A 14,382-nucleotide genomic window follows, 5' to 3' on the forward strand; every position below is an offset into this window, starting at 1 on the left:
ACCGCGCTCGGCGTATATAAGAATGACTCATTGTGGCTAATATTGAGGGGAATCACGGTTTGGTTAATCACCACCTTTACCTAGGATTAACAGCCTGGTGGATTAGGGTCTCAGTAATTTAAGAATTATGTTTAATGTAGCCGGTGGATAAGTTTATATTTTTAAGCCACTGGGCTAGTGGTAATGAACCTAAATGATGCCCTTGAGGCTATAAATAGGGTAAGGGGCATAATAGAGAGTCATAATAGGTGGAGGAGGAGTGAGACGATTAACCTAATACCTAGTGAGAACGTTATGTCACCCCTGGCCGAGTACTTCTACCTAAACGACATGATGGGTAGGTACGCTGAGGGCACCATAGGCAACAGGTATTACCAGGGCGTTAAGTACGTTGATGATATTGAGGCCTACCTGGTTGAATTAATGTCAAGGCTTTTCAACTCCAGGTTCACAGATGTTAGGCCAATTTCAGGTACAATAGCCAACATGGCCGTTTACCTAACCCTAGCGAGGGGTGGTAAGGTGGCTGCCGTGCCTAGGCAATGCGGCGGCCACATAAGCCATGACGAGGTTGGTGCACCCGGAGCCCTAGGCCTTAAGATAATTCACCTGCCCTGCGATGAGGAGAACTTCAACGTTGACGTGGACGCAGCGGCCAAGGTGATTAGGGAGGAGAAGCCCCAATTAGTCATCCTAGGGGCCTCACTTTACCTATTCCCACACCCCGTTAGGGAACTGGCCCAGGTTGCCCACGAGGTTGGTTCATACCTAATGCACGACTCAGCTCACGTACTCGGCCTAATAGCAGGTAACCAATTCCCCAACTCCCTTAAGGAGGGGGCTGACGTAATGACATCCTCAACTCATAAGACATTCCCAGGCCCTCAGGGTGGCGTAATCTTCACGAATGATGAGGGTATATTTAAGAATGTTCAGAGGGCCGTCTTCCCACAGTTAACCTCAAACTACCACCTCCATAGATATGCCTCAACAGCCATAACAGCCATTGAGATGATGACCTTTGGTGAGTCGTACGCCTACCAGGTTAGGTTAAACGCCAAGAGACTGGCCGAGGAGTTGAGTAAAAGTGGCATACCGGTGGTTGCCGAGGCCAGGGGGTTCACGGAGACGCACCAGGTGGTATTCGACGCATCCAAGTTCGGCGGTGGGGCTAAGGTGGCTCAACTACTTGAGGAAGGCGGTGTAATCGTTAACAAGAACATGTTGCCTTGGGATAGGAGTGCCATTAAGCCGAGTGGCATTAGGATGGGGGTCCAGGAAATGACAAGGGTTGGCATGGGTGTGCAGGAAATGGTTGAGATAGCCGGCTTCATAAAGTCCATGCTCATTGATGGTAAGGAGCCGAGGGTGCTTAGGGATAAGGTTAAGGAGTTTAGATCCCACTACACCGAGGTTAAGTACGGCTTTAAACTTGAGGACGCCGGCATCAAGTGCGACTGCCTACCACTGCTACATTAATGGTCATGTTTAAACAAAATGTTTTATTAGGCCTAGACCCCACGTGGTTTCAAGGTGCCTTCAACAGCAAGCGTAGGTGAATTGAGGAGCATGGGTGAGGAGGCCCTGAGGGCATTAACAATGCATGGGCGACTGGTTACTGAACCGGTCTTCAAGACGCTTAACAATGACCTAGCGGGCACCGTGAGTAGGCTTAAGTCATTTTACGTAAACTTCAGTGAGAGGTATAGGAGGGGGGTGGTGACCTTTGGGGAGGGTTTGAGGGACTACCTTAACATTAATGGTGTTGAGGACTTGGCCAGGTACCTGACTTTAACCGCCTCAATACTGTCCTCAATTGGGGTTGTGAGGGTTGTTAAGTTTTATGAGGCCATAGGCTCTGTTAGGGATTACATGATTCAATTCATGAACAACCCAACTAAGGATAATGGGGTCAAGCTTGCTGAGGCGTTCGTTAACAATTACCCCGAGGCCCAATTCAAGCATGTCAATGAGGCTGTTAAGAATTATGCGCTTAGCCTAAGGGCAGTGGCCAGGAGGGGTGGCTTGGCTAAGGAACTGGCCGTCATTAGGGATTACTTTAACCTGGAGAACTTCATAAGGGGGTTCATGGTCCCTTACTCAACTGGGCATAGGAACAAGAGTGTTAGGATAATGATTAGGTGGATTGCTCATGAATCAGGGGCTCCACTGGCCCTTAAGGTAATGTTGAGGGGTCAAAACAGGCTTTACATACCCATAGGAGACATGTACACCGCCTCCGCCGTGATTAGGAGTGGGGCCTTCCTGGTGCTTATAGATGATGACAGGGTTAAGTCACTGTACGTTAACTTGACAAGTAGGGGTAATGTGGAGTTGAGTTATGATGAGGCTAGGGTATTGGCAATAAAGACCATTAAGAGGAGCAGTGATCCGATAGCCGCCGAGAAGGGGGCTTACGATGTTGGGTTCAATTGCTCACTTAACCGATGCGTTGAGTGCCCAATAGGTGACTACTGCTCCAGGTTCACGTCCTTCACCATAAGCCTAAGTTAACCCAGGTGCATTCACGGTGTCCACCATTCAAAGCCTATCAACTTAAGGCTATTCATGTGCCTGACGGCAAGCACGAAGGTCTTCCTAACTGTGTGGCTCAGCCTAGCGGCCCTGGTCACGTCAAGCGCCGTTATGTTTCGCCCTGGGTCTATTAGGTGGACCAGCATGGGTGCGTGGTCAATGCCAGGCCCCTTCTCATACACTGCATACAGTGACCCAAACTTCAAGCCGCTCCTAACCACGTAACCCCTATCCCTAAAGTACCTGTACAACTCGTAAACCAACTCACCATGCTCATACCTCCTCTCAACCAACCCCCTGAGGGTATCCTTAGTCACCGGGGACCCATTGTCATCGGTGACGGTGAGTAGCCCTAGTTCAACTAGGTAGAGGGCTTCAAGTGGGGATAGGTGTATGTGCGAGTTGAGCGAATCCACCTCCTCAACCTTAACCTTATCCTTACCTAGGAACTTCCCGAAGAACCCCAACTTGTACAATACCCTGGACTCCTCAATACTGGGTATTATGACCTTATCACCCTTAAGCACACCCTTAAACCCGCTTATCAAGCCTCCCTTAACACCTTGAACCATACCTAACGTCTAGGTTATGTAGCTAAGTTATTTAACCCTTTCCTTATCCCCTTAAGATCAACACCACGGTGTATCAGTATTACCATTAAGCCTATGGGTTAAGTATTTTAACCATAGGTGTAAATTTGAATGCTAATGTTTAGTGGAGAGGATCTTAAGGCTATTCTCAGGAATTACCCAACCGGGGTTACCGTGGTTACGACCGTCAATAAGGGGGAGTACTATGGCTTAACCGTCAACTCCTTCGCCTCTGTATCGCTTAAACCACCCCTGGTTCTTGTTGCGATAGATAAGAGCCTGGCGTCACATAGGGCCATTAGCGAGTCGATGGTTTATGCCGTTAACATACTGCCCTACGACATGAAGGACGTGGCTATTAGGTTCGCCACTGCGCCGAGGGAGGAGAGGTTCAGAGGGTTGAGGCTTTTCACCGCTAAGACTGGTTCACCAATAATTGACGGTTCAATAGCCTACCTAGACTGCAGGGTGGTGGCTACCTACGATGCAGGTGACCATACGTTATTCATAGGTCAGGTTGAGGATGGTAGGGTCCTCAACGCTAAACCCCCATTAATATACCTAAACAGGAATTACTACACGCTTCAGGTTTAGGCATAATGCTTAATTAACCCAGCTTAACCCTTAGGTGTGGAGGATTGGTTAAGGGGGCTTAGGTCAATAATGCTGAGTAGCCTTAACTACAACAGGCTGCCAATACCCGTTGAGAGGGGTGTTTGCAGTGAGTGGGCTAGAGGGATGGGGATACCTGAGTCTGGTGACGCAGTGATATACACATCATGCCTATACCAACTCGTGCCTTACATAAACTCCTTCACAGGTTTAATGGAGAAGGCCCCACCATCTGCATTAGGACCGTTGGTCAATAGGTTAAGCCACCTGGTTGCCAGCTTCGCCAGGGTTGCCTTGAAGCCGCCTAGGAGTGAGGTTGATAGGGTTAACGGTATAGTTAGGGCCATAGCGACCCTGCTCATTAGGAACGGCGTCAAATTCGCCTACATGCCCGACGAACCCTACTCAGGGGCCTTACTTTATGAACTTGGGTTCGAGGATGACTTCAAGGAGTACTTCTCCTCAGTGGTCCTAAGCTACTTCAGGTCTAGGGGAATTAAGAACGTGATAACCATAGACCCCCACACCCACCACATACTGACAGTCGTGGCGCCCAGGTTCTTCGGGGACTTAGGGTTAAGGGTAGTTAACTACATGGAGTTGATTAAAGGTGTGGATAAGGCTAAGGTAAGTAGGGTTGTTATTCACGATTCATGCCTCTACTCAAGGTACCTCGGCATGAGGAATGCATATAGGGTACTGCTTGAGAAGGCTGGGGTTGAGCACGTTGAAGACCCCTACGTAACCGGGGTCTCAACATCAATGTGTTGCGGAGGACCCGTGGAGTCAATAAACCCATCCCTATCCAACAAGGTGGCTAGGCTAAGGATCGATGCTTTATCTAAGTTATCTAATAATGTAGTGGTGGCTTGTCCAATATGCTACGCCAACCTATCCAGGAACAGTGGGGGTAGGGTTAAGGTACTTGACTTGGCTGAGGTTTTAACAGGAGCCCAGTGACTAGGCCATACGTCATTAACTTAACTTGGGATAGTTGACTAACCCAGGGTGAGGGCGTAGCCATGGTGCTGTTAAATTTACCCCAGTGATGGCCTAGTCCTCAATGATGCTAATGCCCATTGAACGGGCGTAGTTAAGGAGCTTATTGATGCTGCTCCATGACTTAGCCTTAACGATAGCCACGTCACCGATTAACTCAACCCCAAGCCCCAGTTCATGAACCTTATCCTCAATGAGCCTATACACAACAACACCCATGGCTACTGTAAAATACCCATCAGGCCCCTTAACCCTACGCACGTTAATGGCATCGAGCCTTAAGCCATGTCTCACTTAACCACCCCCATTTTAACGAGCTCCTCATTAACCTTCTTCATTATGCTTACCGCCTTATCCATTAGGTTAAGGTGCCTCGGCATTATTGCGAAGTTGTCGTCACCAACGGCATACTCAACCGAGCATTCATTATCCTCGCAGAGTATGGATACGTAGACTGACAGATCCTCGGCTAGCCTAACCATAATAACCTTCTCTGACCCGTAGTCCTCAACCTCCACCTGCCCATAGTCCTTAAGCTCATTCATAAGCTTATTAACCACGTCACCGATTTTAGCCTCCATTAGGTTTAGTGACCTGGACGTAAGTTATTAAAGTTACTAAGCATTATTATCCGTCTTCGCTTCCTTTTAAACCGGGCTGATGAAGCCTCGGCATCATGGGATAACTTTAGGTAACCTTAAATTTGGCTTAGTTAAACATTAACTGGTTATTAATGCCAAGTGCTGATGTTGAGGAGCTGAGCATGGTGCAACTGGATCCGGTGAGGGATGGTGAGGAGGTTATTGAGTTCTATAGGTCGCTTAGTAGGCAATCCATCAAGTCAAGGTTCATGTGCATGATGAGTGATGTGGAGGGTTGCGTTAGGTCATTATTAGCATCAAGGCCGATAATATACGGTGTTAGGCGTGGCGGCGAGTTGATAGCTGTAGGCGAGGCCTATGGTAAGGGGGGTGTTTATGAAATAGCGCTTGTGGTTAAGGATAAGCACCAGGGTAGGGGTATTGGAAAGATGCTGGTTGGCTTCATGCTAAGTGATCTGTTCAACAATAGGGGTGCCACGAGGGTTTACGCATACATGAGCATCGACAACATTAGGATGGTTAGGATCTCCAGGTACTACGGGGGCAGGATCATGACTGATGGCGATACCTACAAGGTTGTGTTTGACCCAGTTAACCTGAGGCTAAGGCGAAATTAACCCAGTGGGTTAAACTGGGAGAGCAACTCGGTTACCCTCCTCGACAGTTCCCTAAGTTCCCCCAGGGATGCGCTACCCTTAATCTCAAGCCTAATGATTAGCCTTAGTTTACCCTCCCTAAATCTAACCGTTAAGTATGCCCTATCCCTAACCAAGTCAACCTCCATCAAAGAGGAAACCCCCCTCTTAACGTCACTGCCACCTAGCCTAACCTTAACATCAACCACGTCGCAGTTGAACGTAAGGCATGGCCCCTCCCTAATCCTCTTAATCAAACCAGCCACATCAATCAGCTCCTCAGCCATAGGGCACATTGGATACAGCCCTATTAAAAATTAAGTAACATGAGATATTAGTGTTTAGTGAGCGCCACATAGCTCATTCGCATTAAGTATTGAGCAGTTTAGGTAATTGAGTAAAGCTTATAACCCATTAGCCCATGAATGTAAACAGGGCCGGTAGTCTAGCCTGGAAGGACGCCCGCCTTGCGATGCCTAGGCACTGGATCGCGGGAGATCCCGGGTTCAAGTCCCGGCCGGTCCACCAGTAATCGTGCGTATTTAATACAGAAAACTGTGATATTGGATTCTGCTTCAGGGTAATGGGATGGCTCAGGCAACTGTTTTGTTTAAGTAGTTTGGTGTGAAATTGCTAACAGCCTACTTAATTAAGTTTCAGTCCTATATCTGCTACATGAAGTATAACCTACGAGTTTATGCGGACGGACTTCGCGTGAAGTTAGCCTGAAATTACGTGTTGAAAAGGTTAAAGCCTTGAGGTGGCTGCCTGCGGTTATTTAATGCGTTAAGATTAAGATGTGGAATCCATTGTTAAGGAGTTTAAATTAACTTGACCTTAAAGGTGATTATCATTTTATCATTTACTTTTAACTAGGATAAACAACTCTTCAATACTTTTAAAGTGTTTTAACGCTACTTTAATCATGGTTAGGTTCCCGGTGGAGTTACCCTCTGGTCCCTTTGAGGCCACTTGGGATTCCCTTAGGGGTTATAGGGTTGCCGGTTGGTTTAGGTACGCTAAGTTTGGGATATTCATACACTGGGGTGTTTACTCGGTCCCAGCCTGCTGCAATGAGTGGTACCCTAGGAACATGTATATTCAGGGTAGTAGAGAGTTTAAGCACCACATCGAGCATTACGGCCCCCATGACAGGTTTGGTTATAAGGACTTCATACCCATGTTCACGGCTGATAAGTGGGATCCCAATGAGTGGTGTAGCCTATTTAAGAGGGCTGGGGCCAAGTACGTTGTACCAGTGGCTGAGCACCATGATGGATTCTCCATGTGGGATAGCTCAATAAATAGGTGGAATGCCAAGAGGATGGGGCCAGGCAGGGATGTTATAGGTGAGTTAGCTAAGGCATGTAGGGATGAGGGGTTAATATTCGGGGTATCTTATCATAGGGCTGAGCATTGGTGGTTCTTCGAGGGTGGTAGAAGATTCAACTCAGATGTTAATGACCCAAATTACAGTGATCTCTATGGACCAGCAACCCCAATTAAGGAGGAGCGTGTGCCCGGTCACCCGTGGCCTGAGCCAGTGGAGCCGCCTAACGAGGCCTTTCTTAATGACTGGCTGCTTAGGGCTATTGAACTCGTTGATAAGTATAGGCCCCAGCTATTCTACTTCGATTGGTGGGTTGAGTACCCATCCTTCGAACCATACCTGAGGTTCTTCACGGCCTACTACTACAATAGGGCTTCCCAATGGGGTGTTGAGGTTGTGGTTAATTATAAGCATAATGCAATGCCCGAGGGTGCAGGTGTGCTTGATGTTGAGAGGGGTAAGCTAGACCGCATTAGGCCTCTACCATGGCAAACCGATACCTCAGTCTGCCTAAACACGTGGGGCTTCACCAACGATTGCCAGTATAGGCCCGTTGACTCCATCATACATGACCTTATCGACATCGTCAGTAAGAACGGTAACCTACTGCTTAACATTGCACCTAGGGCTGATGGCACTATCCCCGAGGAGCAGGTTAAGATGCTTAACACTGTTGGTGAGTGGCTGAGCGTTAACGGTGATGCAGTGTACGGTTCAACACCATGGGTAACCTACGGTGAAGGGCCCACCAGGCAACCCACAGGTGAGTTTAAGGAGACTGAGTGGCTTAAGGTTAGGTACACTGGTAGGGATTGGAGGTTCACCAGGAAGGGTAATGCAATATACGCAGCGGCACTAGACTGGCCAGGTGAGGAGGCTGTGATACAATCACTGGGCGCAAACCTGAGGCTACTTGAGGGTGAGGTTGAGGAGGTGGAGCTACTGGGCTACGGCAAACTAAACTTCACTAGGGATGAGAGGGGACTTGTGGTTAAGATGCCTAACGACGCCAAGAGGCAATCCACATACGTGCTGAGGATTAAGGTGAGGTAGTTAATCAACTTGAAGACTTAGGTAATCACCACTAGCCCGTAAAGTAGATGGGGTGCCGGCGTCCAGTTGATGATTGGGTTATGTAATTAAGGTTCCCTAGAGGCCCATGTAGCGCCTTAGGGCATTGCGGATTCCGTAATTTTAATTTTTCACTCACCTCCATCATTTTCCATCACGCCTAGGTAATCATACATCCACCCCCTCCTGGCGTACTCCTCATAAATGCGCCAAATCCTCCTTGCGCTAACCAATCCAGTATAATATCCTTCATTTTCAAGAACCCTCTTAACCTCACTTATGAAGTCAATTGGTTTAACATAGGGCTTCTCACGCATAACCCTTAATATGGCTTGGGCAATGTCCTTATTGTGGGGGTATGGTCTCTTACTGTGCATAACCACCTGTTTTTAGACCCCTTAACTTACTAATAAACCTTAATTTAACTAGCCGCCGCAGCCCATATATGGCCACTAGGCCAATGGTTAATGGTAAGGTTTACCACCTGGCACTGGGGCCGGGGGAGGTTGCACCATACGCCCTACTGCCAGGTGACCCGGATAGGGTTGAGTTAATAGCCTCCATGTGGGATGAGGTTAGGGTTAAGGTTGAGAGGAGGGAGTACAGGACCTACGTGGGCTCGTATAAAGGCGTCCCAGTGATGGCCACCTCCACGGGGGTAGGGGGGCCGTCGGCCTCAATAGCCATTGAGGAGCTTGCAGCATTGGGCGTGGGCACGATGATTAGGGTTGGGACCACTGGTTCGCTGCTCTCCAGCGTTAAGGTGGGTGACTTGGTGATAAGCAGCGGTGCCCTTAGGCTTGACGGTGCAAGTAATGATTACGCTCCTCTAGGTTACCCAGCGGTCCCCCACCCAGACGCCCTAAATGCCCTGATCACGGCGGCTGAGGGGCTTGGGGTTAGGTACCACGTCGGCTTAACGGCAACCACAAGCACCTTCTACACTGGGCAAGGTAGGCCCGGGCTTAGGGGTTACTTGCCGAGTTGGCTGAGGGATGTTGTGGGGGTGCTTAGGTCCATGAGGATTATCAACTTTGATATGGAGACTGCTACACTCTTAACCATAGCCAACGTCTACGGTTTGAGGGCTGGTTCAGTCATGGCTGTTATAGCTAATAGAGAGACTGATGAGTTTAGGGCTGAGGCTGGTGTTGAGGATGCGTGTAGGGTTGCCAATGAGGCTGTTAGGGTGATTAGGGAGTGGGATGAGGATTACCCTGATAGGGAGGTTAAATCAATCCCAGCCCTATTAAAGAAGAGGAGGTGACTCCTCAGCGCTTAACCAACTCGGGGGTTATGTACCAGTCTATAACCCACCCCCCACCTAGGTATCTGAGCTTCAATACACCTGAGTATCTGAAGTTAACAACCTGAATACTGGAGTTACCGACAACCAGTAGTGAAACTAACTTGGATAGGTGGGGCAGGTGGCCGACAATCATGACGCCGTCGCCGAGCTCACCAAGCTTACCGGCGATGATGCCTGGGTCATCGTTAGGGTTTAAGCCGTCGATGGCCTTTATGAACCTGGCGTTTAGGTACTTGGCGAATATCTCAGCTGTTTGAAGAGCCCTAGCCTTACCACTATGCACAACCCCATTAACACTGACCCTAACCCCAGCCAGGTACGAGGCCACTAGGGTGGTTTCAGCCACACCCTCCGGTGTTAGCTTCCTCTCAGGGTCAACCTTCTCATCAAAGGCCTTCCCATGTTGAACCAGGTAAAGGGTATCCACACCTTAATTAGCTGGCATCGTCATTAAAAACTCTTCCCCATGCCGAGGCTAATGCTACTTAACCTTGGTTAACTTAGCCATGAAGAAGCCTGGGGTGTCCTGTATGTGTGGATGGAACCTCCTCGATAATCCGTCGAAGGCTCTTTGACCAGCTGGTATGTTGACGTACTCAACGTTGAAACCCAACTCAATGGCCCACTTAACGTTCTCCTCATTCTCCATGGGTGGGAGTGTGCAGGTTGAGTAAACCAGTACGCCACCTGGCTTAAGTAAGGCGTGCGCGGCTTTGATGAACTGCCTCTGGTAGTTCACGTAGTTCACCACGTCCCTCATGGTTAACCTGTAGTGTAGCTTTGGCCTAACCCCAGCGTCGCTGCAGGGTGGGTCAATGAGCACCTTATCCACGTTACCCGTTAATTCAGGGTGATTGTTAGGGAGGAACCTGCTATCCTCAATGTAGGTCTGGAGCCTAACCCCAAGCCTGGTTGCATTATACTCAACCTGCCTCACCTTAGCCCAACTCCTATCCACAGCCAACACGGTGGCCCTATTGCCAGACAACTGGGCTACGTGGGTTGCCTTACCTCCAGGCGCAGAGCACATGTCAACTATGAACTCGCCAAGCCCTGGGTCAATTAACCTACCAACCCACTGCGCCGGTAGTGACTGCTCATAGAATAACCCAAACCTCCACTCATCGAGGTCCCTCAACTTAGGTAACCTGTATACGGATTTAATAACCTCAACAACAATGCCCCTAAACCCCTTCCTAAAGGTTGAGGAGTCAACCTTAACTATTCCAAGCGCCACTATCTCGCCGTTGGGCGATATTACGTTAACCTCATCCCCGGCATTAATGTTACTGGGCATGTAGAGTACGCCAGGTCCATATAGGTTTGAGCCTAGGTAGACACTTTCGGCGGCGTACTTATCCGCAACTATGTACTTGGCGCTGGATTCAACCCTATTGGGCCCCTCCGTTGGGAACCATAGGGCTTCCTCAAGTACCTCATCCCTATAGGCCACTAGGCCCTTATCCCTAAACCTCTTGGACAGCTCATCTGAGCTTATCTTCAGGGTGTTAACCCTGATGTAGTATCTTCTGGGTGGCTTCCTCACGTTTTCGAAGTAGGCGCCTATCTCGCCATCATCCATGTACTGGAGTAGACTCCTATAAACATCGTACCCAAGCTCAATATCCTTAGCCACCTCTATGAACCTCTCATTTCCCTTATTAACCATGCTGCCTTAAGTTAACCTGGCCTTGTTCTTAAACCTCTCCAGGGACTTAAGTATGATCTTAGTGGCGTCGTCTGGGTTTAGTTTTGATATTCTCCACAGGTCCATTTGGTCATCAACCACATACATTATTGACTTAGCCCTTGAAATCTTCTCCTTAAACTCAACCTTAATCACCCTCTCCTTAGATAGCTTACTAAGCATCTTAGCTGCCTTAAGTATGTTCCTGTGCTTCTCGTCAAGCCCAGCTAGCTTAACAAGCGTGGCCGTCTTTATGGTAACCCTCCTGCCCCTGGCGCCGCCTATCAGCTTAACCAGCGCCTTAGCCAGCTTCTCCTCTATATTGCCACTTTCAACCATTGCCACCACCCCCATTCAACACCTTAGGCACGTTCTTATCGAAGGGTGGGTATATTATACCCTTCTCCGTTATTATAGCCGTAACGTACTTTGGGGGTGTTACGTCGAAGACTGGGTTATACACCTTAACGTCACTTAGCGTTATCGGAACCCCCCTGATTAACTTAACTTCACTCGGATCCCTCTCCTCAATCTTAACATCATTCACATTATTAACTAAATCAAAGCTTGAGGAGGGGGCTAGGGCGTAGAACGGTATCCCGAGTTCGTGGGCTATCACTGCCTCCTTGAACGTACCCACCTTATTAAACACGTGCCCATCCTTTAAAATCCTATCTGCACCAACCATGATGCTGTTAACCATGCCCCTGTACATCACTAGCCCAACTGCCGTATCCGTGATTAGGGTTGTGTCTATGCCCTCCATGACGAGTTCGTAGACCGTTAACCTAGCCCCCTGGAGCCATGGCCTAGTCTCAGGCACAATCATGGAGACCTCCATGCCTAATGCCTTAGCCAGCTTAACCGGGGCTAAGGCTGTGCCTAGGCCTGTCCCTGTGGCTAATCCACCTGCGTTGCATTGGGTCATCACCACGTCGCCGTTGTTAAGCTTCTTAAGGCCGTGGAGACCCATGGCTATTTCCGCCTCATACTCCTCGTTGAATATTGAGTCCGCCTCAGCCTTAAGCACATCTACCAATTGCCTAACGCTCCTAGCCTCACCATTACTTATGCTTAACCTAGCCCTGTTAAGCATTCTGCCTGTCGCCCAGGTTAGGTTAACCGCAGTTGGCCTAGCTGGGTCCATGACGCTCTTGGCGTGCTCAAGTGCCCTCAGGGCGTCGTCTAGGTTACTGATCCTGGTCATGTTGCCTAATAGGCCAAGTAGCATACCGTAGGCTGCGGTTATCCCTATCGCAGGCGCCCCCCTAACCTTCATGGTCCTTATGGCGTCTGCAACCTCCTCGGGCGTGTGAAGTTCAACGTACGTCGTCTCGAAGGGTACCTTGGATTGGTCAAGTATTACCAATTTGCCATCCCTCCACTCTATGGGTTTAATCTTAGGTTTGTAAATCCTCTTAACCTCATTAATACTAATATTCATCAACAATCCCTTATGGTATCCTTAATTTTAAGGGAGTTTAAAATTTTTCTCACTAGGTGTTAATTTAGTCTTAAGAAGTTTGCAAGGATCTCAGCAACCCTTCTACTTCTGGTTACCAGTAGACTCACCCTGGGCTGCTCATTAATCGGCACCTCACCTATGCTACGCCCATTAGTGGTCATGATTAGTGACTTAAGCTCCTTAGCTATGACGTAGGCCGCCGCTATGTCATACAGTCTCAGCCTATTCCTGACGTCTAGGAAGAAGAGGAGTTTACCTAAGGCCGCCATGGTTATCTCAAGGCTGGCTGCACCAAGGCTCCTAATTTTAAAGCCGCCGAGGCTCCTGTATAGTTCAGCCAAGCCTTTAAGTACATTAACATCTACCGTTGGTTCAACGTATATTGACGCCACTGGCTTATCAAGGATACTTGAGTCGAATGAGGCTGGTTCACCATTTATGAAGGCCCCCTTATCCCTCTCGGCGTAGTAGGTTACCCCTGTGCTTACGTGGTGGATAACCCCAGCCTTAATGTCGGACAACGTTAAGTTATCCTTATACCTAGCAACAGCTATGGATACTGAGTAGAAGGGTACGTCTAGGACGAAGTTTAGGGAACCATCGATCGGATCCACTATGAATAAGTACTCAGGTTCACCATCACCAACCTTAACCACCCCCCTCTCCTCGGTGATCACAATTGCCCTTAGCCCCTCAGCCTTAATCTTATCGATAATAGCCCCCTCAGTCACCCAATCAATACCCCTGGTCACGTCACCCACCCCGGACTTCATGATCCTCTTGTAGGATGGATCCTTAGACTTCTCGATGATGATCGGGGTAACCTTAGCCACAATATCCATTAGCAGTGTTTGGAGGTTAACCTCACCCACATTTATCAAGCCAACTCACGGGTGAATGCTTTTTAATGCTTTCCCTATCAACACCTGATCATTAGTGTTTTCTCACCTAGTTCATGCCGGTTGACTTCATGGGCCACAGTCTAGGGAACTTCATTCATCTAAGTAAATCGAGACTCTAACCGTGGCTAATAAGCGCCTTCAGTAGCATGAGTAAAAACTACGTGTATTCATCGAGAGATCTGATCCTCCCTGCCCTTTGGGGTGGGGATTTCCTGAGATCTTGGGGGTTTACCTGCCTTTACTGCGGGCTACTGAACATCCTGCCTAGTGTTGGTTATAAATCCACCACCATGAGACCTCACGCAGTGGAGTTACCCAGCCCCTAGAAGGGCTAGGCTTGACTGTTGTCATGTAACAATCGGTGTGAGGTTATTGGTGGTGGAATAGCTTGACACCACATGACAAGTCTTGCCTTTTATGGTGGTGTTTGTTGGTGGTTGAGTTTGTTTAAAGTTTTAGTCTTTTGGTTGGTATTTTTGCTTCTGGTTACCCTTTAATTCCCCCTTGTTCTTACAGTCTTAGTGCCTGGGGTGGTGCCTTTTTCTTCCTTGGATGAGCCGGTGGGTCGATACCCCACCCTTACCACCAACCCAGGCACACCTTCCTCCTCCACTCCTAAATCGAAGGGTAGGAGTGGGAAATCAA

Annotated in this window: 17 protein-coding genes and 1 tRNA gene; 8 read left to right on the forward strand and 10 right to left on the reverse strand. The window is 48.7% G+C overall.

Annotated elements, in window-relative coordinates; genetic code table 11:
- Positions 1-183 precede the first annotated feature (183 nt).
- Both glyA and AAX04_RS09385 read left to right on the forward strand, forming a co-directional pair.
- Positions 184-1,479, forward strand: coding sequence for a serine hydroxymethyltransferase (glyA, locus tag AAX04_RS09380; RefSeq protein WP_066797409.1), 1,296 nt, complete (start codon positions 184-186; stop codon positions 1,477-1,479).
- A 54-nt stretch (positions 1,480-1,533) separates the two neighbouring features.
- A complete protein-coding gene (locus tag AAX04_RS09385; RefSeq protein WP_066797411.1) occupies positions 1,534-2,514 on the forward strand; it encodes a hypothetical protein in 981 nt (326 codons plus the stop codon).
- Positions 2,515-2,525: 11 nt separating this feature from the next.
- Here AAX04_RS09385 and endA read toward each other — a convergent pair whose 3' ends face one another.
- Entirely contained in the window at positions 2,526-3,107 is a 582-nt protein-coding gene (endA, locus tag AAX04_RS09390; protein ID WP_066797413.1) for a tRNA-intron lyase, read from the reverse strand.
- A 135-nt stretch (positions 3,108-3,242) separates the two neighbouring features.
- Here endA and AAX04_RS09395 point away from each other — a divergent pair, with 135 nt between their 5' ends.
- A complete protein-coding gene (locus AAX04_RS09395; protein ID WP_066797415.1) occupies positions 3,243-3,719 on the forward strand; it encodes a flavin reductase family protein in 477 nt (158 codons plus the stop codon).
- A 36-nt stretch (positions 3,720-3,755) separates the two neighbouring features.
- Positions 3,756-4,697 carry a (Fe-S)-binding protein gene (locus AAX04_RS09400; RefSeq protein WP_066797422.1) on the forward strand — a complete coding sequence of 314 codons (942 nt, stop codon included), beginning with the start codon at positions 3,756-3,758 and terminating at the stop codon, positions 4,695-4,697.
- Between the two features lie 93 nt (positions 4,698-4,790).
- Here the strand turns inward: AAX04_RS09400 and AAX04_RS09405 are convergent, their stop codons facing one another.
- Positions 4,791-5,030, reverse strand: a complete 240-nt coding sequence (locus AAX04_RS09405; protein ID WP_066797424.1) for a hypothetical protein — start codon at positions 5,028-5,030, stop codon at positions 4,791-4,793.
- Entirely contained in the window at positions 5,027-5,317 is a 291-nt protein-coding gene (locus AAX04_RS09410; RefSeq protein ID WP_066797427.1) for a hypothetical protein, read from the reverse strand. Before AAX04_RS09410 ends, AAX04_RS09405 begins: the two co-directional genes overlap by 4 nt.
- Positions 5,318-5,469: 152 nt before the next feature.
- Here AAX04_RS09410 and AAX04_RS09415 point away from each other — a divergent pair, with 152 nt between their 5' ends.
- Positions 5,470-5,955 (forward strand): GNAT family N-acetyltransferase, encoded by a 486-nt coding sequence (locus tag AAX04_RS09415; RefSeq protein WP_066797437.1) that lies wholly within the window; start codon positions 5,470-5,472, stop codon positions 5,953-5,955.
- On the opposite strand, the gene AAX04_RS09420 is transcribed toward AAX04_RS09415, so the two are convergent.
- On the reverse strand, positions 5,952-6,260 hold the full coding sequence (locus AAX04_RS09420) for a hypothetical protein (RefSeq protein ID WP_066797439.1): 309 nt from the start codon (positions 6,258-6,260) through the stop codon (positions 5,952-5,954). The genes AAX04_RS09415 and AAX04_RS09420 overlap by 4 nt on opposite strands.
- Positions 6,261-6,407: 147 nt before the next feature.
- Here AAX04_RS09420 and AAX04_RS09425 point away from each other — a divergent pair.
- Positions 6,408-6,501 (forward strand) — tRNA-Ala (locus AAX04_RS09425).
- Between the two features lie 397 nt (positions 6,502-6,898).
- A complete protein-coding gene (locus AAX04_RS09430) occupies positions 6,899-8,356 on the forward strand; it encodes an alpha-L-fucosidase (protein ID WP_066797441.1) in 1,458 nt (485 codons plus the stop codon).
- Between the two features lie 149 nt (positions 8,357-8,505).
- Here AAX04_RS09430 and AAX04_RS09435 read toward each other — a convergent pair whose 3' ends face one another.
- Complete coding sequence (locus AAX04_RS09435; protein WP_066797453.1) at positions 8,506-8,751, reverse strand: hypothetical protein; 246 nt, start codon at positions 8,749-8,751, stop codon at positions 8,506-8,508.
- Positions 8,752-8,819: 68 nt separating this feature from the next.
- On the opposite strand from AAX04_RS09435, the gene udp reads away from it, so the two are divergent.
- On the forward strand, positions 8,820-9,641 hold the full coding sequence (udp, locus tag AAX04_RS09440) for a uridine phosphorylase (protein ID WP_066797443.1): 822 nt from the start codon (positions 8,820-8,822) through the stop codon (positions 9,639-9,641).
- A gap of 4 nt (positions 9,642-9,645) precedes the next feature.
- Here the strand turns inward: udp and sixA are convergent, their stop codons facing one another.
- From sixA to AAX04_RS09465, 5 genes are read right to left on the reverse strand one after another with little or no spacing between them, the layout of a single operon-like run.
- Complete coding sequence (gene sixA / locus AAX04_RS09445; RefSeq protein ID WP_066797445.1) at positions 9,646-10,110, reverse strand: phosphohistidine phosphatase SixA; 465 nt, start codon at positions 10,108-10,110, stop codon at positions 9,646-9,648.
- Between the two features lie 54 nt (positions 10,111-10,164).
- Entirely contained in the window at positions 10,165-11,352 is a 1,188-nt protein-coding gene (locus AAX04_RS09450) for an RsmB/NOP family class I SAM-dependent RNA methyltransferase (protein WP_066797448.1), read from the reverse strand.
- 6 nt (positions 11,353-11,358) lie between these two features.
- The gene (locus tag AAX04_RS09455) at positions 11,359-11,709 is read right to left on the reverse strand and encodes a hypothetical protein (protein ID WP_066797461.1); all 351 of its coding nucleotides are present in this window, start codon (positions 11,707-11,709) and stop codon (positions 11,359-11,361) included.
- Positions 11,702-12,814, reverse strand: a complete 1,113-nt coding sequence (locus AAX04_RS09460) for an S-methyl-5-thioribose-1-phosphate isomerase (protein WP_066797449.1) — start codon at positions 12,812-12,814, stop codon at positions 11,702-11,704. The genes AAX04_RS09455 and AAX04_RS09460 overlap by 8 nt, the downstream gene beginning before the upstream one ends.
- A 59-nt stretch (positions 12,815-12,873) precedes the next feature.
- Positions 12,874-13,707, reverse strand: coding sequence for an inositol monophosphatase family protein (locus AAX04_RS09465; protein WP_238377853.1), 834 nt, complete (start codon positions 13,705-13,707; stop codon positions 12,874-12,876).
- Positions 13,708-14,382 lie beyond the last annotated feature (675 nt).

The organism is Caldivirga sp. MU80 (assembly GCF_001663375.1).
In the GTDB taxonomy this organism is placed as follows: Archaea; Thermoproteota; Thermoprotei; order Thermoproteales; family Thermocladiaceae; genus Caldivirga.